The organism is Marinomonas pontica, assembly GCF_036322735.1.
Classification (GTDB): Bacteria; Pseudomonadota; Gammaproteobacteria; order Pseudomonadales; family Marinomonadaceae; genus Marinomonas; species Marinomonas pontica.
Window position 1 is genome coordinate 2317020 of sequence record NZ_AP027271.1, and the last position, 26116, is coordinate 2343135.

Below are 26116 nucleotides of genomic sequence, written 5' to 3' on the forward strand. Positions count from 1 at the left end.
ATAGTAGACGTCATTATGCCCAAGGCTTTTTCTACGAACATTGACCTATATCGTGTTTTCGTGAAAGACTCAGAATTATTGATATTAGTGGATTATGAGCATGGCAAACGCACAAGACGAGATGTTACCTTGGCACGAAAGACAATCCGGTCATCAAGAATCCCGCGACAACGACTACCGCACCCCTTACCAGCGGGACAGAGCGAGAATCATTCACAGCGCCGCCTTTCGTCGTCTGCAGTCCAAAACCCAAATTCTCGCCATTCGACAAAACGACTACAGCCGTACACGCCTCACTCACTCTTTGGAAGTTGCCCAAATAGGCAATGGTATCGTCCACCAGCTCAAACACAGCTCCCCTGCTGATGCCAGCTTTCAGCCTTGGCTCGCGGAAGACGCCTTGATTGAAACCATCTGCCTAAGCCACGACATCGGGCACCCTCCTTTTGGTCATGGTGGTGAAGTCGCACTCAATTACATGATGCAAAGCAATGGTGGTTTTGAAGGCAACGCACAGTCCCTCAGAATCCTGGGTAAGCGCGGTTCTTATTCGCCTACCTATGGCATGGACGTCACACGCCGTACGTTATTGGGGATTTTAAAATACCCCGTCTTGCACGCCAATGTTGTGGGTAAATACCCAGAAAAACCCGCAAACTTTCGCCAATTCAAAGCATCAAATTGGGCACCGCCGAAATGCGTTTACCAAGAAGAGCAAGACTTACTAAACTGGATCATCGAGCCTTTTAGCCAAGCCGATAAAAGCTTATTACAAGAAGTAAACCAAACCGAACCAGATGGCCACGCCAAAGCCAAACACGCCAGCTTTGACACCAGCATCATGGACCTAGCGGACGACATCGCCTATGGCGTACACGACCTAGAAGACGCCATTGTCCTAGGCATGGTCACCAAAGACATGTGGCTTGAACACCTAGAGCCCAAACTCGCCGCATTAGCGTCACCCTTTTTAGCCGAAAACCTAAACGACATTCGCACCCAACTGTTCAGCCGCCAAAGCCACCTACGAAAAGAAGCCATTGGCAGCCTAGTCAGCTGGTTCATCACCTCTTGCCAAGTGATCGAAAAAACACAATTTGAACACCCATTGCTGCGTTTCCAAGTTGGTTTACCAGAAGGCCAACGCCAAGCACTCAACCTGCTAAAGCAATTTGAAATGCAACACATCATCCAACGTCCAGAAGTACAAATGCTCGTCTACAAAGGCCAGCAAATGCTACTGGAAATGTTCGAAGCTTACTCCGCCGATCCAAACCGATTGCTACCAAGAGAAATCGCCAACGAATGGAGAAAAAGCCAAGAACGCGAAGAAAACGGACTGCGCATCATCTGCGACTACATGGCCTCCATGACCGACGACTACGCCAGCCGCATGTACAATAAGTTATTTGTTCCGAGCTTAGGATCCGTGTTTGAGCCAATGTAGTGTTGCCCCCTCCCCTTTTGTCTTCCAAGGGGAGGAAATAAAGAACTAAAACTCTCTACCCATCAAAAGCACGTCTTCTTTAGTCTGCTCGTTCTGGGCAATATTCGGCAGCCGTCCCCATTGATCAAACCCTTGGCGTTTGAAGAAGCCTTGGCTGTCGAGGTTACTGGCGTAGATGTAGGCGACAAGGTGGGTGAAATCTAGTTCCAGTCGGTTATTTTCTAGGTGTTGAAATAGCCGCGCGCCAACGCCTTTTCCTTGTTGGTTTGGTAGGACGTAGAAACTGACTTCGCATGCGGTGTCGAAGGCGGGTAAGCCGTAAAAGGGTTCGACGGAACACCACGCAATGACATCACCCTGCTCTTCTAGAACAAAAAGAGGGTGTTGTTCCGTCGCACTTTCCAACCAGTCGATGACATCCAGCAAACCAATGTCATGCTGGCGTTTTCCCGTAATGGCAAAAAGATCACACTGTTGGAATATGTCTAGTATGACAGGGGCGTCGTCTAATTCGGCTAGACGAACGCCCTTGCTAGTGTGAAATGACATGTACGCGTTAGCCTTGCTCTAGCAAACGACGCAGGTCAATGATCGCGGTATTAGCGCGAGAAATATACGACGCCATGACTAAGGAGTGGTTGGCCAAAACCCCAAAACCGCTACCATTCAAGATGAAAGGCGACCAGATGCTGGATTGCGTTGCTTCTAATTCACGAATAATTTGACGCAAACTAACCAGCGCATTTTTGTCTTGTAAGGTGAAGAAGAAGTCGACTTCCACTGCTCGAAGTATGTGAATGAGTGCCCAACTGGTTCCTCGTGCTTCGTAAAAAACATCGTCCACTTTTGACCAAGGCGTGCGCACGTAACGGGTATTTTCGTCTAATTCCAGTTGTGGTTTGTCTTCAATGACGCTGGCCGACAAACGCTGAGACAAGCTACCTAAACGCGTGTTCACATCGGACAACCAATCTGACAGGTTATCCGCACGAGCGTAAAATTGCGCTTTATTGTTTGATGGACCCGCCAATCGATCAAGGTATTCCATCAACTCTTTGTTACCGCGACGATATTCGCTTTCACTGGAAGGCAGCGCCCAACTTTTGGTGTCAAAGTTAAACTGCGGCTCAGCGATTTTTAAGTTCACGTCTTCTGTCGACTGGGACTGAGAACGGCTAAATTCTTTACGAAACGCTCTGGCCAAATCGCGGGATTGCACAAGCGCACCAAACTCCCATGCTGGCATGTTGTCCATGAACACGCCCGGCGGAAGAATGTCGTTGCTAATAAAGCCACCCGGTTTATCCAACAGTGTTTCAACAATACTGTGTAAGGTGCTGGCTGTGGTGTAACCCACAACCAATTTTTTACTGTTATTCAAATACCCACGTTCCGCCGCTTTTTCTTTCGCGGTAGCCACTACATCAAATTGATCTGGCTCGTTGCTCCAGTACATACCTAGAAAGCTAAGCAAAACAGCAGCAACGATTACCACAGATGCGGCTATTTTCCCCATGCTGGAGAAATTAATAAAGGACGTTAAAACGCGAAACTTATTCGTTAACCATGACATTATTGAGCCACCTTAATCTTGTTGTAATTCGACCATGTAATCGGCGCGATGATAGGTCATCGCTCGCACACGAAACTCTGTTACTCGGCTGTTAATTATTTGATAAATTAAACGCGCTTCTTTGTCGTTCGGCCAATAAATAGCAAGCGACTGATTGGTCTTTGACACTTCATCTATAATAGGCTGGATCTGCGCAATTATCTCGTCTTCACTTAAGCTAAACAGCGTTTCTGGCAACCTGAACTGACCTGCCTTTACGACGCTTTCTTCCGTTGTATCCGTGTCACTGCCTGTTGGTTCGCTGCGTTTTTTAATGGCAATGCGGGCGGCGTTTTCTCGCCTGGCTTTCAAGTCACTAATACGAGAATCCATCTCAACAATGGTTGGGTCTTCTGGGTTTACGGATCGCGCAGAGTCAATATAGCGTGCTGCTTTTGAATATTCTCGTCGCTGCGCGGACTGCCAAGCCCATTGCGTATACACATCAACAATGGCTGAAATTCCTTGTATAGCACGATAGTTACCCGGATCTCGCCCTAACGCCGCTTGAAAATACAAATTGGCGTTGTCTTCCACTGGCGTCAAAAGACGTTCGGCAGTCAGCGCACTTTCGCCTTGCTCAATCAACTGTTGTGTCAAGCGCTGTGCTGGCGTAAGCATTTTTTCTACACGAACTTCTGCTAAAGGTTCGCTCTCCAACTCTGCGGGCGACTCAGCGGGCAAATCTGCTGCTGTCGCTTCGTTACCCGATGATGTTGGCTTACTTGTTTCTGCTTCTTGTATTGGTGGTTCTTGTCGTGGCTGCGTGTCTTTTGCAGTTTTTACCGTTTGCTGACACCCTGTCATGAAAAGCACAAGAATGAGAATTAAGATTCGGTTTTTACTCAATTTTTCCCCTTGAGATTGGCAACTTTAAGGTAGGTTGGTAGTCTACACCCTCACCTTTATCCTAGTGAAATAAGAATTTACGCTTTCTATTTCCTACTCAATACGATTATACATTTATGCGCTTTATTGCTTTTTTGTTGCTACTGACATTTCACAGTGTTTCTCAGGCTTTTACGTTTGGGGCGACCTCGGCGTTTTCCAAGCCCGATTTTTTGCCCGTTGACCAAGCTTTTCAATTGTCCGTATCAGCACCAAAAGACGGTAAATTGATTGCCAGCTGGCAAATCCATGACGGTTACTATTTATATCAAGAACAGTTTGGTTTGTCTGGCATAGGGGCCGATAATCTACACTTTTCACCTTTCCCTTCCGGTGAAACAAAGCAAGATCCTTATTTCGGTACCGTTACCGTTTATCGAAACACATTAACACTTCCCATTTACTATGACATTACCTTGCCAGTTGGGACTCAGGTTAATGCGTTTTTATCGTATCAAGGTTGCGCTGATAAAGGCTTATGCTATGCCCCACAAAAAGTGCCCGTTCAGTTTACCGTTCCTGCGCTATCCCCTTCGTTAGAAAAATCATTTTCCGGCCGTTCAGCTTCAAACAACACAACAGCAGAGAGCTCACTTTCAGACAGTTTACCTTCAGACAACCAGCCTTCTGACAATTTGTTTTCTGACAACTCATCGACAAGCCGCCAGTCAGCAGGCTTTGACGATGCACAGTCCATCAGCGACAGAATTGTGTCTGGCAGTCTGTTGTCTACCATAGCCCTGCTGTTTGGGCTGGGGCTGCTGTTATCGTTAACACCTTGCGTATTGCCTATGATTCCTATCGTCAGTGCGATTGTGGTCGGAACCCGTCATTCTAGAGTAGGCGCCTTTTATTACAGTGTGGTTTATGTGCTTGCTATGGCATTAACTTACTCAGCCATTGGCGGATTGGTTGGTCTGTTTGGCATCCAGCTTAACCTTCAAGCTCACATGCAAAACCCTGTTTTATTGATTGTCAGTGCCCTCGTTTTTGTTTTGCTCGCGCTGGCGATGTTTGGCGTTTATGAACTGCGACTGCCCAGCGCGTGGCAACAACGCCTGCACACAGCAAGTGCTCCTGCAGCGGGCAAATGGAAATCGACATTGAGCGTATTTTTAGCGGGCGTGTTGTCGACTCTGGTAGTTTCCCCCTGTGTTTCGGCGCCATTAGCGGGCACCTTGCTTTATATCAGCAGTCAGAACGAGGCTTGGTACGGCGCTGCGATGCTGTTTGTTATGGCGATTGGCATGGGAACACCCTTGCTATTGGTCGGACTATTTGGCCCTAAAGTACTCCCCAAAAATGGCGAATGGCTTCACGATATCAAAATACTGATGGGGTTTGGCTTGCTTGCCATGGCTGTGTGGCTAATCACTCGCTGGCTTGATTCAAGTAGCCACCTTTACTTGTGGGGCTTAGTGGCTCTTGCGTGCAGTGGCTATTTTATACATCGTGCATGCCTAGTGGCTTCGCATCCTGTCCGCTGGTTTTTGGCATTGGTGTTTTTTGTTCTTGGTTGTGTTGAATTTATTGGCGGGGCGGCTGGCAATGATAAGCCTCTACAACCCTTGAAAAATGTATCTTCCCCCTCAACTACATTAGAAGAAGCGGTTGTTTTTGATGCCACTATTACCAGCTTGAGTGAGCTTAACGCGCTAGTGGCTCGCCAAGATCCGCGCCCTATCGTATTGGATTTATACGCCGATTGGTGCGTCAGCTGCAAAATATTGGAAGAGATGTTTGCATCGGATGATGTGCACTCAAGACTCGACAATGTTCAGCTCGTTCGTGTCGATGTCACTGAAAATTCAACCGAGAACCAAGCTTTAATGCAGACATTCCGCCTGTTTGGGCCACCGTCTTTGGTTTTCTTAGACAGCAATGGAAAAGCCCGTGACGCGCTGACGTTAATGGGAGAACCCAGCAAATCGTTACTGCTTAGGCGCTTGGACACTATTTTGCTAGAGAAACCGTAAGACATTGTTAAGGAGTTTACAAGAGATCAAAAAACAATCAGAGTAAACATTTTTCGGTTTTTTTGCCGCATAACTGGACAATATCCTGCTTTTTACCGATAATTTCGCGTTACAAGCTTTTACAATTTCGATTGTACTGAAGCCCTGCTCACACAATACCGTGAGCAGTACACCAAATTTATAATAATCAGTGAATGTCATAATCACTGAACCACTAAATACAGACAGAAGAGAGTAATCATGGACATTCGTAAAATCAAAAAACTAATCGAGCTTTTAGAAGAATCTAACGTCTACGAGATTGAAATCAAAGAAGGCGAAGAAGCTGTTCGTATTAGTCGTGGTGGTGCGCCAGTTCAAGCACCTATGATGACCGCTCCTGTAATGGCTGCACCTGCGGCGGCTCCAGTAGCAGCGTCTACTGCAGCACCAGAAGCGCCAGCGGCTATTTCTGGTCATACAGTTAACTCTCCAATGGTTGGTACTTACTACAAGTCTTCTGCACCAGGTGCTAAGCCTTTCATTGAAGTAGGCCAAAAAGTGAACGTTGGCGATACTATTTGTATCGTTGAAGCGATGAAAATGATGAACCAAATTGAAGCCGATAAGTCTGGCACAATTGGCGCTATCCTTGTAGAAGACGGCGAACCAGTTGAATTCGACCAGCCTCTTATTACTATCATTTAATCCAACGCAAAGGTTTCATCATGCTCGATAAGGTATTGATTGCTAACCGAGGCGAAATCGCGCTACGTATTTTACGTGCGTGTAAAGAACTCGGTATCAAAACCGTTGCGGTTCACTCTAAGATTGACCGTGACTTACTCCATGTGCGCCTTGCAGACGAATCTATCTGCATTGGGCCAAACCCATCTGCTCAAAGTTATTTGAACATTCCAGCCATCATTAGTGCGGCCGAACTGACAGATACTTCAGCGATCCACCCAGGTTACGGCTTCCTTGCTGAAAATGCGGACTTCGCAGAGCAAGTTGAACGTTCTGGCTTTACTTTCATTGGTCCAAAAGCAGAAACTATTCGCCTTATGGGCGACAAAGTGTCTGCTATCAAGGCAATGAAAGAAGCGGGTGTACCTACGGTTCCTGGTTCTAATGGCCCAGTGCCTTCTGATCCAGAAGAATGTATCCGTGTTGCAAACGAAATCGGTTTCCCGGTTATCGTTAAAGCCGCAGCAGGCGGTGGTGGTCGCGGTATGCGCGTTGTTCACAACGAAGGCAGCCTTCTAAAATCGATCAGCATCACGCAATCTGAAGCTGGCTCTTACTTTGGTGACAGCACGGTTTACATGGAAAAATTCCTACAAAACCCACGTCACGTAGAAGTACAAGTGCTGGCTGATGGTCAAGGCAATGCGGTTCATTTATACGATCGCGACTGTTCTTTACAACGTCGTCACCAAAAAGTATTGGAAGAAGCACCAGCACCAATGCTGAACGAAGAATCTCGCCAAGCGTGCTTGAAAGCGTGTGTTGATGCTTGTATCAAGATCAACTACCGTGGTGCGGGCACATTTGAGTTCCTTTACGAAGATGGCAACTTCTACTTCATCGAGATGAACACTCGTGTACAGGTAGAGCACCCAGTGACTGAAATGGTCACAGGCGTAGACATCGTAAAAGAGCAGTTACGTATTGCCAGCGGCTTGCCTTTGTCTTTGAAACAAGAAGACATCAAGCTAAACGGCCACGCAGTTGAGTCTCGTATCAACGCAGAAGACGCGAAAACTTTCATGCCTTGCCCAGGTAAAGTGGAGTATTTCCACGCACCAGGCGGCATGGGCGTTCGTGTCGATTCACACCTATACAGCGGCTACTCTGTACCACCGACGTACGATTCAATGATTGCAAAAATCATTTGTCATGCGCCTGATCGTACTGCTGCTCTAAAACGCCTTTCTGGCGCTCTAGATGAAACTTTCATCGACGGTATCAAAACCAACATTGAGCTTCAAAAAGAGCTAGTAAATGATGCTAACTTCATTGCTGGCGGCGTTAACATCCATTATTTGGAGAAAAAACTCGGTCTTTAATGTCCGCAGTTTTGCCCCTAGTGAACACATAATTCACTAGGGGCAATCATTTTCCTCTCGCCTCTCGCTCCAAGCTTCGTTATTCTATTCCTGTTTGTTTATTGTTGGACTCCACTTTATGCCTTGGCTTCAAATATGTATCCATACCACGCCTGATCACGTCCCGGCTTTCGAAGACACTCTTTTAGAATGTGGTGCACTGGTTGTCACCTTTGAAGACGTTCATGATGATCCGGTATACGAACCTGACCTGAACACAACACCACTTTGGAAAAACACCAAGGTCACTGGGCTTTTTGAAGCCGATGCCGACATTGGACACATCCGCCCTGTGATTGAGCACAAAGCCGAATCCATCAATGAATCCGATATCGACATGAAAATTGAGATACTCGAAGACAAAGACTGGGAACGAGAATGGATGGACAGCTATCATCCCATTCAGTTTGGCGAGCGCCTTTGGGTATGCCCAAGCTGGCGTGAAGTACCCGATCCAAACGCGGTAACCCTGATGTTGGATCCTGGTTTGGCTTTTGGTACCGGCACTCACCCAACAACGGCCTTGTGTTTACAATGGTTAGACAGCATCGACTGCCAAGACAAAACCATTATCGATTATGGTTGTGGCTCCGGCATTTTAGGCATTGCGGGACTATTGCTTGGCGCCAACAATATGGTGGGAATCGACATTGACCCACAAGCCGTTCAAGCTACAGAAGCCAATGCGCAGCGTAACAACATTGACCCAAAACGCATTGAAGTCAAACTTCCGCCATACGAATCTGAACTACAAGCTGACATCGTTGTCGCCAACATATTGGCAGGCCCACTTGCTCATCTTGCACCGACTATTTCCGCTTTAGTAAAAAACGGTGGTCAATTGGCGCTATCTGGCATACTGACCAACCAAGCTCAGGAAGTCGCTGAAGCCTATCAAGAATGGTTTACGATTGACTCGATTGCTGAAAAAGAAGAATGGGTACGCATCGTTGCCACAAAGCACGCATAACCCCGTTTAGAGATGTTTTAAAAAGGAAGATGACACCCCATGGCCAATAGCTTTATTACTCGCTGCCCAAAATGTTCGACTGCATTTCGTGTAAGTGACGAGGTATTAAGCATGGCCAAGGGCAAAGTCCGATGCGGACAATGCTTCCATATTTTTGATGCTGGAAAACTGACCAACCCGTCGGAAACAGTGCAAAAAAACCAAGAAAGCCGAACTCAGGTTTCAGCAACCAAAGAACACGCTCTCGCAAACACCCTAACAGAAACAGAGCGCCCCCTGTCACCGCCTCGTAAGCAAAATACCATCAATGAACAATTTTCCCCTGCTGACGATGTCGTGAACCCAGATTGGCTACACACTCTTTTCGATGACGAGGACCTTTACCCACTCGGCGAGAAGAAAAAGACCACCCCAACACCATCCAACAAAGTCGAAGAACCAAACAACGATGACACACGGCCGTTACAGGCAAACAATAAGCCAGCAACAGCCGAGAGCACCGCTGAAGCAGCACCAAAAATAGAGCAACCAAGACAGGCAGAGACACCAAAACAGAACCAAGCCTCTAACCAAAACGAGCCTGCTCCATGGGAAGTGGAACTGGCTGAAGTGGAAGCCGCGTTAAAATCATTCTCCAATACCTCTAAGACGACACAAACGCCACCAACACCAACAAATCTTACCGCCACGCCTAAAGCGACAGCACCAGTTGAGCCCACAATGCCAGCCCAAGAGCCGGACTACATGGTCGCATTACACTCTTTGGCTCAAACAGCGTCAGAACAAGCGCGCCCGTCTGACATCAAAAGTCAGCATTCAATATTGGAACAGCTGTCAGCGCAACAGAGCTTAGCGCCACTACTGGGCGAATCCGAACCCGCATCACACAAAAAGAAGTCACACCCTTGGCTGTGGTTTTTCGCATCATTATTAGGCATCGCCATCCTATCAGCACAAATTGCTATGCACTTTTTTGATGAAGGTAGCCGCTCATCCAGCTTCCGACCAATCTATCGAACATTGTGCTCCTACACTGGATGCACGCTCCCTGGGTTTGAGGACACAACAGCAATCACCATTCAGCATGTGCGCATCCAAAGTCACCCCACATTGCCAAACACCTTACTGGTCAATGCCATCATCACCAACACCAGTGACTTTTCTCAGCCGATGCCAAAAATCGCACTGGAATTTTTCGACCTTAATGGCCTCCCCGTCGCGGCACGTCTCTTTGCGCCAAACGATTATTTACATAAAGACTTCCTAGATATTACCTATATGCCACCAAACACCCCTATTCATTTGGTGATTCCAATCCAAGATCCGGGCGCCCGCGCCGTCACACATCAGCTAAGAGCCTTCCCTTCAGACACGCGCTCCTACTAGTTTTGCGGACTTTTATCACTAACCGATAAAAAAGAACAAAAAATAGTCAATTTTTAGTCTGTCAAGACTTCAAAAATGGCGATTGCCTAGGTATTATTCACGCCCGCTCGACACTGTCGACGATCTTTAACATTCAATCCAGTATTCAGGAACATCATGGCATTTGCTATTGGCCCATATTGCGTTGACAAACCTGTTATTCTCGCGCCCATGGCCGGTGTAACAGATCTGCCTTTTCGCCGCCTTTGCCATGACCAAGGTGCAGGTTTAGTCGTATCAGAGATGGTTACTTCTGATGTTCGCCTGTGGAACTCGACTAAAAGCCGCCATCGTTTAATACACGACGCTGAAGTCTCACCGAGATCCGTTCAAATCGCTGGTGGTGACCCAAAAATGATGGCTGAAGCCGCTCAACAAAATGTTGAACTCGGCGCACAAATCATCGATATCAACATGGGTTGTCCCGCAAAAAAAGTATGCAATAAAGCCGCAGGCTCAGCATTACTAAAAGATGAAGCCTTGGTTCGTGACATACTGGAATCGGTTGTAAATAGTGTTTCTGTTCCTGTCACTCTAAAAATCCGCACTGGATGGAGTCTGGATCAGAAAAATGGCCTTACTATTGCCAAGATGGCCGAAGATATCGGCATTAAAGCTCTGGCAATTCATGGACGAACGCGTGAATGCAAATTCCAAGGCCAAGTTGAATACGACACGATTGCAGAGATTAAGCATCATTTGAGCATTCCCATTTTTGCCAATGGGGACATCAAAGACGCCGAGTCTGCTAAATTTGTGAAAGATTACACCAATGCCGATGGCATTATGGTTGGTCGAGCCGCGCAAGGAAGACCATGGATTTTTCGCGAAATAAATCACTATCTACAAACAAACGAATTGTTAGCACCTCCATCTTTATCTGAGGTGAGACAGCTGGTTATCAACCATGTGAACGCCTTACACCAATTTTATGGTGATTATTTAGGTGTGCGTATTGCACGCAAACACGTTGGTTGGTACTTGCAAACGTTAGCGGATAAAACACAATTTCGCAGCTTGTTTAACCGTATTGATAATACGCAAGAACAACTTGATAAATTGGAAGAGTTCTTTGTTTGTCAGTAGACAAACGAACCTTACACTTAATGTGATGAACATCAAAAATGAAGATTTAGATCACTCTTCCCTATGATAATCAATGCTCATTAATAAATGGTTAGCTTTAAAAATAGAAGGTCATTCTGTGGTAGAACAAACTCATACACATACGTTTCAAGCCGCTTCTTCAGAGCAGTCACAAACCCTACGTGACAATGTTGAAAAAGCCCTACAAAACTATTTCGCTCATCTTGATGGGCAGCCAATAACAGACTTATACCAGTTAGTCTTAGCCGAGGTTGAGGCGCCTTTGCTAGAGTCTGTCATGAGCTACACAAAGGATAACCAAACAAAAGCATCCACCATCCTTGGTTTAAACCGAGGAACACTTCGTAAGAAGTTGAAGCAATACGGCATGCTATAAGCACAAAGAAAAAAGGGCGAATTCGCCCTTTTTTTCGTCTTACCTTCCCCTTGTTTATTTAGTGTTAAATTAATTGCGAGAACCATGATGGCAAATCAAAATACAGTAACTCCTATCAAAAGAGCGTTGATCAGTGTTTCCGACAAAACAGGCATTGTCGAATTCGCGCGCGAATTAACCGCTCACGGTGTTGAAATTCTTTCAACTGGTGGAACTTACCGCCTTTTACTTGACAACAATGTCGCCGCAACTGAAGTTTCTGACTACACAGGCTTCCCTGAAATGATGGACGGCCGCGTTAAAACATTACATCCGAAAGTGCACGGTGGCATTCTTGGTCGTCGTGACATCGACGGCGCCATCATGAAAGAACACGGCATCGAAGAAATCGATATGGTCGTCGTGAACCTTTACCCATTCGAAGCGACCATCGAGCGCCCTGATTGCGACCTACCAATGGCGATTGAAAACATCGACATCGGTGGCCCGACCATGGTTCGTTCCGCAGCGAAAAATCACAAAGACGTAGCCATCGTTGTGTCTCCGTCCAACTACGAAGGCATCTTGGCCTCTCTTAAAGCCGATGGCGGTTTGACGTTCGAACAGCGTTTTGACCTTGCGGTGAAAGCATTCGAACACACGTCTCACTATGATGGCGCTATTGCCAACTTCCTAGGCAAAAAAGTCGAAGGCGGCAGCGAAGATTTCGCACGCACCTTTAACCTACAATTCAACAAGCAAGAAGAAATGCGCTACGGTGAAAACCCACACCAAAAAGCCGCTTTCTACGTTGAAGCCAACCCTAAAGAAGCGTCTATCAGCACAGCCAAACAAACCCAAGGTAAAGCGTTGTCTTACAACAACATCGCTGACACGGATGCGGCTCTTGAGTGCGTAAAAAGCTTTGATAAACCAGCGTGCGTGATCGTGAAGCACGCCAACCCTTGTGGTGTGGCAACGGCAGCAACTCAGCTTGACGCTTACGACCTTGCTTTCCAAACTGACCCAACATCTGCCTTTGGCGGCATCATTGCGTTCAACCAAGAGCTAGACGCTAAAACCGCTCAGGCGATTGTTGATCGTCAATTCGTTGAAGTCATCATTGCGCCAAGCGTTAGCAAAGAAGCCGCTGACATCGTTGCCGCGAAGCAAAACGTTCGTCTTCTTGAGTGCGGCCAATGGTCAAAAGACAAACCAGCCGCACTTGATTACAAGCGCGTTAATGGTGGCTTGTTGGTTCAAGACCGTGATGATGGTGTTATTACGTTGGACGATCTTAAAATCGTTTCTAAACGCCAACCTAGCGAAGAAGAACTAAAAGACCTATTGTTTGCATGGAAAGTGGCTAAATTTGTTAAGTCTAATGCCATTGTTTACGCAAAAGCGGAACAAACGATTGGTGTGGGCGCTGGCCAAATGAGTCGCGTTTACAGTGCTAAAATCGCAGGCATTAAAGCCGCTGACGAAAACCTAGAAGTGGTTGGTTCTGTGATGGCGTCTGATGCCTTCTTCCCATTCCGTGACGGTATCGATGCGGCCGCACAAGCAGGCATTACGGCTGTTATCCAGCCTGGTGGCTCTATGCGTGATGATGAAGTCATCGCTGCCGCGGACGAAGCGGGCATGGCAATGGTCTTCACTGGCATGCGTCACTTCCGTCATTAAAAGCATCGTCATTGATAAACCGTGGTTCATTAAGCCAACGTTTTATTAGTTTGTTGTCAGAGGCTTTTTCGGCCTCTGACTTGCAATACAAAGGATTAGATAATGAAAGTTCTTATTATTGGTAACGGCGGACGTGAACATGCTCTCGCATGGAAAACCGCAGAATCTAACCAAGTAGAAAAAGTCTTTGTTGCCCCAGGTAACGCAGGCTCAGCCACTGAAATCAAAGTAGAAAACGTAAACATCGGCGTGACTGACATTGCCGATCTTGTGGCTTTCGCGAAAAAAGAAAGCATCGATCTGACGATTGTTGGTCCAGAAGCGCCTTTGGTTATTGGTGTGGTTGATGCGTTTGAAAAAGAAGGCTTAGCGATTTTTGGCCCAACCGCAGCCGCAGCACAATTAGAAGGCTCGAAAGCGTTTACCAAAGATTTCCTAGCTCGCCACAACATCCCAACCGCAGCTTACGGCAACTTCACTGAGATCGAACCTGCTGTTGCTTACATCAAGCAACACGGCGCTCCGATCGTGGTGAAAGCGGACGGATTGGCGGCAGGTAAAGGCGTTATCTTGGCACAAACCGAAGCCGAAGCCATCGAAGCCGTTGAAGACATGCTACAAGGCAATTCTTTTGGCGACGCGGGCAGCCGTGTTGTTATCGAAGAGTTCCTAGTTGGCGAAGAAGCCAGCTTCATCTGCATGGTAGACGGCGAGACTGTTTTGCCGATGGCAACGAGCCAAGATCACAAAGCGCGCGACAATGGCGATAAAGGCCCGAACACAGGCGGCATGGGTGCTTACTCTCCTGCCCCTGTTGTAACGCCAGAAATTCATGATCGCATCATGAATGAAGTCATCATGCCAACAGTTAAAGGCATGAACGCGGAAGGCAACCGTTACCGTGGTTTCTTGTACGCTGGTGTGATGATTGCCCCCGATGGCACGCCAAAGACTCTAGAATACAACTGTCGTTTTGGTGACCCTGAAACACAACCTATCATGATGCGTTTACGCTCTGATTTGGCGCAAATGTGTCTTGCTGCAGTCAATGGCAAGCTAGACACCGTTGAAGCAGACTGGGACCCTCGCGCTAGTTTAGGTGTGGTTCTTGCGGCTGGCGGCTACCCAGCGGATTACCCAAAAGGGGATGTTATCTCTGGTTTGGATACGGTACTTCCTGAAGGCCAAAAAGTTTTTCAAGCAGGTACAGCATTAAAAGACGGCCAAGTTGTGACTAATGGCGGGCGTGTCCTTTGCGCTGTTGCTCTTGGTGATAGCGTTGCCGAAGCACAAGCAGCGGCTTACGATGTTGTGAACACATTGTCTTGGGACAAGGTGTATTTCCGTACCGACATCGGCCACCGCGCCATTGCTCGCGAACAGAAGTAATCACTCTATTTCGTAAGATAATGCGGTTGCTCTCAATAGCAAACAACTAACAAAAAGGCCTCGAATGAGGAGACTGTAACTAATTTTGTGTAACTACCTATCACAACATATTCTATAGAGAATTAAGGATAGGTAGATGCAAATGAACCAAAAAGAACTGGAAGCCTTCGCAAAAGAAGCCGCCAAAGGCATTAAAACGCCTGAGGATCTTAACGAATTTAGCCAAATGCTGAAGAAGATTACCGTTGAGGCGGCCTTGAATGCAGAGATGGATGAGCATCTGGGTTACGAGAGACATCAAAAATCCTCGTCAACCAACAGTCGTAATGGTAAGAACAGTAAGCGTATTAAGACGGAAGATGGTGAGTTTGAACTGGATACGCCTCGTGACCGCGAAGGTTCTTTTGAACCAAAGCTGGTCAAAAAGCACCAATCCCGCTTTACTTCCATGGACGATAAAATCCTATGGCTCTACGCGCAAGGTATGAGTACCCGAGACATCGTCAATGCCTTCGATGAATGGTACGGTGCTGAGATATCTCCGACACTGGTATCACGTGTTACCAACGCGGTGATCGAGCAAGTAACTGAATGGCAAGCACGCCCCTTGGATGCCATCTATCCCATTGTGTATCTTGATTGTATTGTGTTGAAAATCCGCCAAGATAAGCGTGTTATCAATAAATCGATTTTCTTGGCACTCGGTATCAACACCGACGGTCATAAAGAACTCATGGGCATGTGGATTGCTGAAAACGAAGGGGCTAAGTTCTGGCTAAACGTCCTCACTGAGCTTCAGCAGCGTGGTGTAGAAGATATTCTCATCGCTTGTGTTGATGGTCTAAAAGGCTTCCCAGAAGCCATCAATGCCGTTTTCCCACAAACCAGCATTCAACTGTGTATCGTGCATATGGTACGCAACTCATTGAAGTATGTATCATGGAAAGACTACAAAGCGGTGACGGCGGACTTAAAGCAAGTTTACCGCTCTGCAACGGAAGAAGAAGCCTTGTTGGAGTTAGATCGTTTCGCAGGCGTCTGGGACGATCAATACCCGCAAATCACCAAATCGTGGCGCAATCACTGGCATAATCTTAATACACTGTTTAGTTACCCTGACGATATCCGCAAAGCGATCTACACAACGAACGCTATTGAATCACTGAACAGTGTCATCCGTAGAGCCATTAAAAAACGTAAAGTCTTCCCAAGCGACGATTCTGCGAGGAAAATGGTTTATCTTGCCATTAGAGAGGCCAGTAAAAAATGGACAATGCCCATTCAAAACTGGCGCCAAGCGATGAGTCGATTTATTATTGAGTTCGAGGAGCGACTCGAAAAGCACCTTAACTAAATGGTAGTTACACAGAATCTGTTACAGGGTCCGAATGAGGCCTTTTTTGCATCGCATCGCACGACAATATGCGTTAGTTACTTTTTCAGCTGCGATTCTTTTTTGTCTAACCAAGCTTTAAATAAACGACCTAACTCCAAAACCAACAGCCCAAAAATAACACCAGCAACCCAATCTAACCCCAGCACAAATCCCAAGCTAGCAATCATTCCATAACCATACATGAGATTCGTTCGTGTCGTGGGCTTTGACTGCCTTGCAAACCAAGTGACCCCTAATAGCACTATGCTAAACCAAACATAATACTCCACCAAAATTGGATATAGCATTCGATCCCCTATCTAGTTAATAATGATAGCCTTTCATAGTATTCTCTTAGGCTAATGTTTTGTTTTATCGATTGATTTTACTCTTTATACTCAGTATCGCCAACATAGCATGGGGCTCAAATACGCTCGCCATCATCGATGATACTCACGATACCGCCAACATCAGTCAGAGTGGCACCTACTTTATTGATCCAGAACAAAATCTTTCGTTCGAGACCATCTCCTCCGATCTCTATGCCAAAAAATTCCGCCCCATTAATCGTGATTATCTGCAGTTCGGGATGGTTAAAGGGAATATCTGGATTCGTACCGACATCGCTATTCGAACCACCAACAACCTCCCTGTTCTACTTGAAGTCAATTCACCAAGGCTCCAATACCTAGACCTTTATTTGCCGACCTTGTACGAGGGTCAGGTTCAGGCTGAATTAGGCGGCGCAAGACCTTACAGCAATAAGCCGATTAAATCCCCACATTATGTGTATTCTATTCCCACCAATACTCCTCCGGTGTTTACGGTGTATATGAAGCTGTCCTCAAAATTGCCGATTAACGCCAAGATTGAACTGAAAACCCTGTCAAAGATAAGCCAAGACAATCAGAATGACCTCACGGTCACGGGGATATTGATCGGTATACTGCTGACCTTGTTTATCTGCAATATTTTCTTTTTTATCAAGACCACCCACTTCATGTATTTGATTTACAGCTTTTTGCTTGTGGGCATTGTGGTGCTGCACCTCTCCATTCACGATCAGGTGTCGCAGTTTTTTCCGGATCAAACCAACATCCAAGAACGTATCTATAACCTGTCCGCGCTGTCGTGTTTGTGCGCGATTGTGTTTTTCTCACGCTTATATCTGGATACCCAACTGTATCTTCCGCGTATGGACAAACTCTTAATCGTTATTGGCTCTATCAATGCAGTTTTTGCCATGCTGTTCACGATTATGCCGAGCGACATCAACATCCTGGTACTTTCCATTATTGTGGTCACAACACTGCTATTTTTGACCGTCCATGCGGTGATCGCTTTTCTAAAAGACATCCCATTTTCTGGCTACTATCTCATTGCTCGATTGACATTACTGACAGGGCACTCTGCATGGATCATGTCCGTTTATGGCATCATCCCCAGCTCAACTCTATTCGAATGGGGACTGACCATTACCATCATTCTAGAAGCCATGATTCATTTCTCTGGCATGATAGTGCAGACCACGCCGCTCATACAAAAGCACACTCAGAAAAACAAATACGGTCAAGTCGAAATGATGGATCTTTTATCGGACATATCAAATCGACTGCGTCGCCAGATCAATATTATTGGTGGGGGGCTATCACACCTTGAACAAGCTGCGACATCCAATGACACAAAACTGTTTTTGAACAGCAGCATTACGGCCAACAACAATCTAAAAAATGTCATCGAAAGGATCGACCTTCTTAGCGACATCAAAGACAACACGCCCCCAGAACAGCTCTATCCATTGCAGTTAAACCAGCTCATCGACAACGCCTACAACACGATTCAACGTTTAGACCAAGACAACACCTTGCTGGAAATTAACATGCACAACGTTGAGCAAGTTGAAGTCCTGCAAGATGCGGCGATCCTACAGCACGTTATTGAATGCCTTATCCAAGAGTTTAAACACTTCACCGACCAGACCTTAACGCTCGACATCATTCGTCACGACGCCAATCGAGACGGCCTGACATTGTTGGAAATTAGCTGCAGCCCAATCCCCTCGCGGATACAAGAAACACACAGCTTTGATCTTGGCATGCACTACATTTCATTGCTCATTAACTATTTAGAAGGTGAAGTAAACACCGATGAAAATGAGCGTCGCATAACCGTTAAGATTCCAATCAATGTACACATTCGCCCATCGACAAACGACCTAATACAACCCCATTTCGATATTATTGTATTTGGCCAGATAGACGATGACCTGCAACGCGCATTGACCATTTTGCAAACTCACGCTAATCGCATTGAACATCTCACTACACTGGAAAACTTGCTGGACTATTTGGAACTACCTGAGAAAAGAACAACAGGATCCATTATCTTAGTCTTTGACAATGGCGGTCACATTCCTCATATCACTCAGCAGAGACTGATGCCACTCATGCGCACAGAAGACCAATGCTTGCTGATCAGTAATAATGTTAAAATGTCGCTAGACTACGCGAGAAAATTGGGCTTCGATGGTCTACTGCCTTGCTCTGAACTGGATACCCAACTGGAGCAGCAGCTGCTCCGACTTATACAGAAAGGGGATCGCCTAAGAAACACATCCTTGTCAAGGGTCAATCCTTTACGCAAAACACCTTGAAGCCAAACAACGAACCCTGAATAATACAAACAAAAGGAGAGGATATGGACTGCTTATTCTGCAAAATAGTAAACAAAGAGATACCCGCAACGGTGCTTTATGAAGACGACGATGTGATCGCTTTCGAAGACATCATGCCGCAAGCACCACATCATTTCCTTGTCATACCTAAACGCCATATTAGCACCCTAAATGATCTAACCGACGCAGACGCGCCCGTTGTTGGAAAATTACAAATCACGGCCGCCAAGATAGCGAAACAAAAAGGCATCAGCGACGCGGGTTATCGTGTCGCAATGAACTGCAATGAAATGGGTGGTCAAACTGTGTATCACATCCATATGCACGTATTGGGTGGCCGCGCTATGACTTGGCCTCCAGGTTAAACAAGAGGAACCACAATGATCTCTTTTCTAGACAAAGCTGTATTACAGTTTGATCGCGCGTTACAAACGTTAGTGCCCCATGCTGCCAACGCATCACGCCCGTCTCCTGCTGTTGCATTTGAAGAAGCGAACTTAACAACACAAGAACGTCGTCATTCTTCTGGCCTTATGCGCATCAACCATACCGGAGAAGTGTGTGCTCAAGCTCTTTACGCAGGGCAAGCCACCACAGCGAAACTGCCCGCTGTTCGTGAAGAAATGGAACACGCCGCCGACGAAGAAATTGATCACCTTGTGTGGTGTGAGCAGCGCCTTTATGACCTCGGCAGTAAACCCAGTATTTTGAATCCTCTGTTCTATGGAGCGTCTTTTCTGATTGGTGCAGGCGCAGGTCTCATTAGCGATAAACTTAGTTTGGGCTTTGTGGCCGCCACCGAAGACCAAGTTTGCCTGCACTTACAACAACACATGGCGACCTTGCCCGTAGAAGATGAAAAGAGCAAGGCTGTCTTATCGCAAATGCACATGGATGAAGCCAAACACAAAGCCATGGCACTCGATGCTGGCGGATACGAATTTCCAAAACCCATTATGGCCATCATGACCCAAGTATCCAAAGTCATGACCACTTCAACGTATCGGATATAATCATGAACAGAGACCTTCAATCCATTCGCCGCGACTACCAATTCGATGACCTTCTAGAGGAACATGCAGGCAGCGACCCGCTTCCCTTGTTTGACAACTGGCTAGAAAAAGCCATTGAATCGTGCCCTGATGACCCAACCGCGATGATTCTAAGCACCGTTGGAAGCGATGGATGGCCTCATTCTCGCGTGGTATTGTTAAAGCAACGTAACGACGCTGGTTTTTCTTTTTTCACTAATTACGACAGCGAAAAAGGCCAACAATTAGCACAAAACAACAAAGCCAGCATGACCTTCTTTTGGCCCGCTCTCTCTCGCCAAGTTCGCATTGAAGGCACCATTGAAAAAGTATCACGTGGCGTTTCAGAAGCGTATTTCGCAACGCGTCCACGAGGCAGTCAGCTGGCCGCCAGAACGTCAAAACAAAGTGCCGTCATTGCCAGTCGCGATGAGCTACAGCAAGCCTTCCAAAAAGAAGAGCAGGCATTTGACAACCAAGAAGTACCTTGCCCAAGCAATTGGGGCGGCTACATTCTCAAACCGCGTTTCATTGAGTTTTGGCAAGGTCGTCCAAGCCGCCTACATGACCGCATCTGTTTCACACAAGAAAACAACAGCTGGGTGAGATCCCGCAAAGCCCCTTAATCTTAAATCAGTTAACCGCGGGCCATGCTTAACAAGCATCTAAAGCAGGAGCCGAAAAGTCAGGCTTATTCGCTCCTCTTTAATCGCTTTTCTTTTTGGCAAAGCATGCTGCCACAATACCTGAGTAGACGCTGACATCACCAACCAACTGCCGTGCTCTAACTCCACACTATGCTTAATTTTATGGTTCGTTTTCAAACGAAACAGAAAAGGGCGACTTACTCCCAGACTCAGCATGGCGACAACGGGCGCTGGCCCCAACACTTTTTCATTGTCCGCGTGCCATCCCATATAGTCTTCACCATCTTGATACCAATTGAGCAACACAGAATTAAACGTCTGCTGAGCAACACGCTCCGCCTCCTCTTTTATCGGCAATAACCACTCAGGCCACCCAACACCATCATGATCTTTTCCAGAGTAGCGATAACACACACCTTTATCCGCGACAAAAGCCACCTTTCTCGGGACGGCAATGTCTCGACCAAACATGAGCAATGTTTCTCTTTCCCAGGGGAGTAAAGCCTTTAGCGACAACATAAGAGGCGGCAGACTTGAGCTAGAAAATGAGTATCGGTATGATGGCCGAGCTTTAATCACACTATTTCCTTTGGATTTCAATGCAGTCAATCTCCAACGAACCAAGCAAACGCAGCCTATTTCTCGATGTTTATCGAGGCTCTGCAGTTCTATTGATGATGATATTCCACTTTTGCTGGGATTTACGGAACTTTGGCTTTATGTCATTTTCCATTTACGACCCATTTTGGGTGTCTTTCCGAAGTGTCATTCTGACATTGTTCCTAACGGCCATTGGTTGGTCTACCTATTTAGTGTTGAATAAAGCCAAATCTCCCTCTTTTTGGAAGCGTGATATCAAGCTGTTTGTATCGGCTGGTGTGATTTCTTTGGCGACCTATCTCGCCGTTCCCGACCAATGGATTTATTTTGGCATACTCCACTTTATTTTTATTGCCTCGTTGATGATAAGACCCTTTTGTAAATGGCCTATTTCATCGGCCCTCATGGGCGCTGTTATTGTCTTGATTTACCACTTCACCACATGGCTGTCTTTTCCAAACGCGTTCTCAACCATTACTCAATATATCTCACTCCCTCAAAGGACGTTAGACATCGTCTTCCCTTTTCCGTGGATTGGCATTGTGCTGATGGGCCCTTTATTGGGGTATTTGAATTGGCATAAGTTGCCTGTACCAAACTTTTTTGGCACACATGTTTTGGCTTTTATGGGTCGTTACGCACTGCCAATATATCTGCTTCACCAGCTGGTATTATTTGCACTGGTTGCCACGTTCAAAATGGTGCTATCTCATTTTTTCTGATCACTTTTCGTGCGTTCATCTAGGTTAGTTTTTTTCATCAAAAAATAGATAAAAATAGCATTTATGGCCTTGCCAATTGCTGACTTTACGCTTTTTCAGGCAAGTAAAGTAAGTGACCACTTAGCTATTATTTAATTCTCATTTTCGAGTTTTTTTCAAGCCTTGATTTTCACCTTAATGAGCACTATTGTTCGTTACAGATCACCAGCAAAACACTACATGTAGTGTGTTAGTTAAAAAACACACACTACATAGAGTAAATCACCTCTTTTTTACAATGCACTAATGGGAAGTTAAGGCATGAGCACTCTCACAGTTACTAAGCGTAACGGGACGACCGAAAACATCAACCTAGAAAAGATTCACAAAGTCATCGCATGGGCTGCTGAAGGGTTAGACAATGTCTCTGTTTCCCAAGTTGAATTAAAAGCACGAATCCAATTCTTCGAAGGCATTCGCACAACCGATATTCATGAGACGTTAATCAAATCCGCTGCGGATTTAATCTCTGAAAACACACCAGATTATCAATATCTTGCTGCTCGTCTGGCTATTTTTCATTTGCGCAAAAAAGCCTTTGGCGACTTTGAGCCACCACACCTGTATAAACACGTCAAAAATCTCGTTGAACAAAAACGTTATGACGCTCATCTTCTTGAAGACTATACAGAAGAAGATTTCAACGAATTGAACGCTTTCATTGATCACTCTCGTGATATGGCTTTTTCATACGCTGCGGTAAAACAGCTAGAAGGCAAATATTTAGTACAAAACCGAGTGACGGGCGACATTTACGAAAGCCCTCAGTTTATCTACATCTTAGTAGCGGCTTGCCTGTTTGCAGGTTATGACAAAAAAGAACGTCTGAACCTAATCCGTCGTTTCTATGATGCCGTTTCTAAATTCAAAATTTCACTGCCTACTCCGATCATGTCTGGCATTCGTACACCGACTCGTCAGTTCAGTAGCTGTGTATTGATTGAATGCGGTGACTCATTAGACTCGATCAACGCCACCTCCAGCGCAATCGTTAAATACGTCAGCCAACGTGCTGGTATTGGTGTAAACGCCGGCGCTATTCGTGCGTTAGGCAGCCCGATTCGTGGTGGCGAAGCCTTCCACACAGGTTGCATCCCTTTCTACAAACACTTCCAGACAGCGGTAAAAAGCTGTTCACAAGGTGGTGTTCGTGGTGGCGCAGCAACGGTTTTCTACCCAATTTGGCACCTTGAAGTTGAAAGCTTGTTGGTTCTTAAGAATAACCGAGGCGTAGAAGAAAACCGCGTTCGTCATTTAGATTACGGCGTGCAGTTTAACCGTTTGATGTACCAGCGTTTGATCAAGGGTGGCAACATTACGTTGTTCAGTCCATCAGACGTACCAGGCTTGTACGATGCCTTCTTTGCTGACCAGGAAGAATTTGATCGCCTGTACACCATGTATGAACAAGATCCTTCTATCCGTAAGCAAACTATTAAAGCAACAGAACTGTTCACTCTGTTTGCTTCAGAGCGTGCAAGCACAGGTCGTATATATCTACAAAACGTGGATCACTGTAATACGCACAGCCCATTTGACCCACAAGTTGCACCAGTAAAACAAAGTAACTTGTGTTTGGAAATTGCACTACCAACCAAGCCATTAAACAGCATCGATGACAAAGAAGGCGAAATCGCACTTTGCACCTTGTCGGCATTCAACCTTGGCGCTCTTGAAAACCTAGACGAACTGGAAGAGTTAGCAGAACTCATCGTCCGTGCTTTAGACAGTTTGCTAGATTACCAAAACTATCCGATTCCAGCGGCACAACGCGCAACAGAACTTCGTCGTACATTAGGTGTTGGCGTGATTAACTATGCGTATTACTTAGCGAAAAACGGCGTTAAGTATTCTGACGGTTCAGCCAACGAACTGACGCATAAAACATTTGAAGCCATTCAATACTTCCTATTGAAAGCATCGAACAAATTGGCGAAAGAGTTTGGTCCATGTTTGGCATTTAACGAAACGACCTATTCCAAAGGCGTTTTGCCAATCGATTCTTACAAAAAAGAAATCGATAATGTTGTTTCTCCAGAGCTTTACTACGATTGGGAAGCGTTGCGTTCAGAGATCGTGACTCATGGTCTACGTAACTCAACACTGACCGCATTGATGCCTTCTGAAACGTCATCACAAATCAGTAACGCCACCAACGGCATCGAGCCACCTCGTGGTTTCGTGTCTGTTAAAGCCAGTAAAGACGGCATTTTGAAACAGGTTGTACCTGAGTTTGAACGCCTAAAAGACAGCTATGAATTGCTTTGGACTATTCCATCCAACGATGGCTATTTGCAACTTGTTGGTATTATGCAGAAATTCGTAGACCAAGCGATCTCTGCAAACACCAACTATGACCCAAGCAAGTTTGAGTCTCAAAAAGTCCCTATGAAGGTGATTTTGAAAGACCTACTTACCGCTTACAAATTGGGTGTAAAAACGCTTTACTATCACAACACACGTGATGGCGCAGATGATAAACAGGAAGACATGGACGATTGCGCAGGCGGTGCTTGCAAGATCTAACCTGCTCCCAGTGAGATACTACAAAGCCTCATGACGATGAGGCTTTGTTATGTTGATTGCTTTAACGAATACACTATCTATTAATAACTAAGGCATGTTTATACGATTAACCATGCTTTTCGCTTTTGAGGAATACCCTGAGACATGAGTTACTCGACTTTTAACCGCAAACAGTTCGATAGTACAAAAGAACCAATGTTCTTTGGTGAAAATGTCAACGTTGCTCGCTATGATCAGCAAAAGCATCCCATCTTCGAAAAACTCATAGAAAAACAATTGTCGTTCTTCTGGCGTCCAGAGGAAGTGGATCTTTCAACCGACCGCAAAGACTTTCAACGCCTAGAAGCCCATGAGCAACACATTTTTCTAAGCAACTTGAAGTACCAGACTCTATTAGACAGTGTTCAAGGTCGATCTCCAAACGTTGCGCTCTTGCCCATCGTATCGCTTCCTGAATTAGAAACATGGATCGAAACCTGGTCTTTCAGTGAAACCATTCACAGCCGCTCTTATACGCATATTATTCGTAACATTGTGAACGATCCGACTAAGATCTTTGATGACATTGTGACGAACGAAGAAATCACCAAGCGCGCAGACAGCGTCTCAATCTACTACGATCGTCTGATTGAAATGGTAAACATCTACAACACCATGGGCATGGGTACGTTCGCCATTCCGGGCAAAGGCAACATTGAAATATCCATGCCTAAGCTAAAGAAAGCCCTTTATCTCACCATTGCCTCTGTTAACGTGTTGGAAGCCATTCGCTTCTACGTCAGCTTTGCTTGTAGTTTTGCCTTTGCAGAGCGCACACTGATGGAAGGTAACGCAAAAATCATTAAATTGATTGCTCGCGATGAAGCATTACATCTAACTGGCACACAACACATGCTAAACCTGATGGCCTCAGGGAAAGACGACCCAGAAATGGCAATCATCGCAGCAGAATGCCAAGACGAAGTACGTCAGATCTTCATTGAAGCGGCTGAGCAGGAAAAAGAATGGGCGACGTATTTGTTTAAAGACGGCTCCATGATTGGTCTTAACGCCCAAATTCTAGGCCAGTATGTGGAGTACATCACGAATGTTCGCATGCAAGCCGTTGGCCTTGACGCTCACTTTGCCACGAAGCACAACCCAATCCCTTGGATCAACGCTTGGTTGGTCAGTGATAACGTTCAAGTGGCACCACAAGAAGCCGAAATCAGCTCCTATCTGGTTGGCCAAACAGACAACAGCTTAGACGATTCAGACTTCGATGACTTCGATCTCTAAAACCGCTACAAGCGATAAAGCAGAGCAAGTACACCGCGTACTATTAGGTAAAAAACAAATTCTGGTGACAGAAGATGAACCTTTGTTAGTACAACTTGAACGAGCGGGTATTCACGTCGAATATCAGTGTCGTGAAGGTTACTGCTCTTCTTGTTCTATCAAGCTTTTATGGGGAAACGTCAGTTATCCGTTTGAGCCACTTGCTTGGGTGCAAAGCGGCTATTTATTAGCCTGCTGCGCCATCGTAAAAAGCGACATTGAAATCGCCTTTTTCGACTGACC

24 protein-coding genes are annotated in these 26116 nt (G+C 46.0%); 19 read left to right on the forward strand and 5 right to left on the reverse strand.

Annotated elements, in window-relative coordinates; genetic code table 11:
* The first annotated feature begins 100 nt into the window (after window positions 1-100).
* Entirely contained in the window at window positions 101-1447 is a 1347-nt protein-coding gene (locus tag AABA11_RS10910) for an anti-phage deoxyguanosine triphosphatase (protein ID WP_338267836.1), read from the forward strand.
* 45 nt (window positions 1448-1492) lie between these two features.
* Here AABA11_RS10910 and AABA11_RS10915 read toward each other — a convergent pair whose 3' ends face one another.
* Genes AABA11_RS10915 through AABA11_RS10925 form a run of 3 tightly spaced genes read right to left on the reverse strand, consistent with a single transcriptional unit; the run spans window position 1493 to window position 3908 of the window.
* Window positions 1493-1996 carry a GNAT family N-acetyltransferase gene (locus tag AABA11_RS10915; protein ID WP_338267839.1) on the reverse strand — a complete coding sequence of 168 codons (504 nt, stop codon included), beginning with the start codon at window positions 1994-1996 and terminating at the stop codon, window positions 1493-1495.
* 7 nt (window positions 1997-2003) lie between these two features.
* On the reverse strand, window positions 2004-3020 hold the full coding sequence (locus AABA11_RS10920) for a DUF2333 family protein (RefSeq protein WP_338267842.1): 1017 nt from the start codon (window positions 3018-3020) through the stop codon (window positions 2004-2006).
* Between the two features lie 12 nt (window positions 3021-3032).
* The gene (locus AABA11_RS10925) at window positions 3033-3908 is read right to left on the reverse strand and encodes a hypothetical protein (protein ID WP_338267845.1); all 876 of its coding nucleotides are present in this window, start codon (window positions 3906-3908) and stop codon (window positions 3033-3035) included.
* Window positions 3909-4024: 116 nt separating this feature from the next.
* Here AABA11_RS10925 and dsbD point away from each other — a divergent pair, with 116 nt between their 5' ends.
* From dsbD to AABA11_RS10975, 10 genes are all read left to right on the forward strand, one after another.
* Window positions 4025-5923, forward strand: coding sequence for a protein-disulfide reductase DsbD (gene dsbD, locus AABA11_RS10930; RefSeq protein WP_338267848.1), 1899 nt, complete (start codon window positions 4025-4027; stop codon window positions 5921-5923).
* 240 nt (window positions 5924-6163) lie between these two features.
* Window positions 6164-6610 carry an acetyl-CoA carboxylase biotin carboxyl carrier protein gene (gene accB / locus AABA11_RS10935; protein ID WP_265729732.1) on the forward strand — a complete coding sequence of 149 codons (447 nt, stop codon included), beginning with the start codon at window positions 6164-6166 and terminating at the stop codon, window positions 6608-6610.
* A gap of 20 nt (window positions 6611-6630) precedes the next feature.
* Window positions 6631-7971, forward strand: coding sequence for an acetyl-CoA carboxylase biotin carboxylase subunit (accC, locus tag AABA11_RS10940; protein ID WP_265729731.1), 1341 nt, complete (start codon window positions 6631-6633; stop codon window positions 7969-7971).
* A gap of 118 nt (window positions 7972-8089) precedes the next feature.
* Window positions 8090-8980: a 50S ribosomal protein L11 methyltransferase gene (prmA, locus tag AABA11_RS10945; RefSeq protein ID WP_338267854.1), complete on the forward strand. Its 891-nt coding sequence runs from the start codon at window positions 8090-8092 to the stop codon at window positions 8978-8980.
* A 39-nt stretch (window positions 8981-9019) separates the two neighbouring features.
* Entirely contained in the window at window positions 9020-10366 is a 1347-nt protein-coding gene (locus tag AABA11_RS10950) for a zinc-ribbon and DUF3426 domain-containing protein (RefSeq protein WP_338267857.1), read from the forward strand.
* 156 nt (window positions 10367-10522) lie between these two features.
* Window positions 10523-11491 (forward strand): tRNA dihydrouridine synthase DusB, encoded by a 969-nt coding sequence (gene dusB, locus AABA11_RS10955; protein WP_265729728.1) that lies wholly within the window; start codon window positions 10523-10525, stop codon window positions 11489-11491.
* Window positions 11492-11609: 118 nt separating this feature from the next.
* Window positions 11610-11888: a DNA-binding transcriptional regulator Fis gene (gene fis / locus AABA11_RS10960; RefSeq protein ID WP_012070668.1), complete on the forward strand. Its 279-nt coding sequence runs from the start codon at window positions 11610-11612 to the stop codon at window positions 11886-11888.
* Window positions 11889-11975: 87 nt separating this feature from the next.
* Window positions 11976-13553 carry a bifunctional phosphoribosylaminoimidazolecarboxamide formyltransferase/IMP cyclohydrolase gene (purH, locus tag AABA11_RS10965; protein ID WP_338269673.1) on the forward strand — a complete coding sequence of 526 codons (1578 nt, stop codon included), beginning with the start codon at window positions 11976-11978 and terminating at the stop codon, window positions 13551-13553.
* A 102-nt stretch (window positions 13554-13655) separates the two neighbouring features.
* Window positions 13656-14942: a phosphoribosylamine--glycine ligase gene (purD, locus tag AABA11_RS10970; RefSeq protein WP_338267860.1), complete on the forward strand. Its 1287-nt coding sequence runs from the start codon at window positions 13656-13658 to the stop codon at window positions 14940-14942.
* 142 nt (window positions 14943-15084) lie between these two features.
* On the forward strand, window positions 15085-16296 hold the full coding sequence (locus AABA11_RS10975) for an IS256 family transposase (RefSeq protein WP_338269659.1): 1212 nt from the start codon (window positions 15085-15087) through the stop codon (window positions 16294-16296).
* 77 nt (window positions 16297-16373) lie between these two features.
* On the opposite strand, the gene AABA11_RS10980 is transcribed toward AABA11_RS10975, so the two are convergent.
* Window positions 16374-16625, reverse strand: a complete 252-nt coding sequence (locus AABA11_RS10980) for a hypothetical protein (protein ID WP_265729727.1) — start codon at window positions 16623-16625, stop codon at window positions 16374-16376.
* A 59-nt stretch (window positions 16626-16684) separates the two neighbouring features.
* Between AABA11_RS10980 and AABA11_RS10985 the strand changes: the two genes are divergently transcribed.
* From AABA11_RS10985 to pdxH, 4 genes are read left to right on the forward strand one after another with little or no spacing between them, the layout of a single operon-like run.
* A complete protein-coding gene (locus AABA11_RS10985) occupies window positions 16685-18970 on the forward strand; it encodes a 7TMR-DISM family protein (RefSeq protein ID WP_338267863.1) in 2286 nt (761 codons plus the stop codon).
* 44 nt (window positions 18971-19014) lie between these two features.
* Entirely contained in the window at window positions 19015-19356 is a 342-nt protein-coding gene (locus AABA11_RS10990; RefSeq protein WP_265729725.1) for a histidine triad nucleotide-binding protein, read from the forward strand.
* Window positions 19357-19371: 15 nt separating this feature from the next.
* A complete protein-coding gene (gene coq7 / locus AABA11_RS10995; protein ID WP_338267866.1) occupies window positions 19372-20004 on the forward strand; it encodes a 2-polyprenyl-3-methyl-6-methoxy-1,4-benzoquinone monooxygenase in 633 nt (210 codons plus the stop codon).
* 2 nt (window positions 20005-20006) lie between these two features.
* Entirely contained in the window at window positions 20007-20648 is a 642-nt protein-coding gene (gene pdxH, locus AABA11_RS11000) for a pyridoxamine 5'-phosphate oxidase (RefSeq protein WP_338267868.1), read from the forward strand.
* Between the two features lie 39 nt (window positions 20649-20687).
* On the opposite strand, the gene AABA11_RS11005 is transcribed toward pdxH, so the two are convergent.
* The gene (locus AABA11_RS11005; protein WP_338269674.1) at window positions 20688-21188 is read right to left on the reverse strand and encodes an alpha-ketoglutarate-dependent dioxygenase AlkB family protein; all 501 of its coding nucleotides are present in this window, start codon (window positions 21186-21188) and stop codon (window positions 20688-20690) included.
* Between the two features lie 80 nt (window positions 21189-21268).
* Between AABA11_RS11005 and AABA11_RS11010 the strand changes: the two genes are divergently transcribed.
* The 4 genes from AABA11_RS11010 (at window position 21269) to yfaE (ending at window position 26114) form a co-directional block, all read left to right on the forward strand.
* Window positions 21269-21991 carry a heparan-alpha-glucosaminide N-acetyltransferase gene (locus tag AABA11_RS11010; RefSeq protein WP_338267870.1) on the forward strand — a complete coding sequence of 241 codons (723 nt, stop codon included), beginning with the start codon at window positions 21269-21271 and terminating at the stop codon, window positions 21989-21991.
* Window positions 21992-22291: 300 nt separating this feature from the next.
* The gene (gene nrdA / locus AABA11_RS11015) at window positions 22292-24556 is read left to right on the forward strand and encodes a class 1a ribonucleoside-diphosphate reductase subunit alpha (RefSeq protein WP_338267872.1); all 2265 of its coding nucleotides are present in this window, start codon (window positions 22292-22294) and stop codon (window positions 24554-24556) included.
* 144 nt (window positions 24557-24700) lie between these two features.
* A complete protein-coding gene (gene nrdB / locus AABA11_RS11020) occupies window positions 24701-25834 on the forward strand; it encodes a class Ia ribonucleoside-diphosphate reductase subunit beta (RefSeq protein ID WP_338267875.1) in 1134 nt (377 codons plus the stop codon).
* Window positions 25818-26114, forward strand: coding sequence for a class I ribonucleotide reductase maintenance protein YfaE (yfaE, locus tag AABA11_RS11025; protein ID WP_338267877.1), 297 nt, complete (start codon window positions 25818-25820; stop codon window positions 26112-26114). The genes nrdB and yfaE overlap by 17 nt, the downstream gene beginning before the upstream one ends.
* Window positions 26115-26116 lie beyond the last annotated feature (2 nt).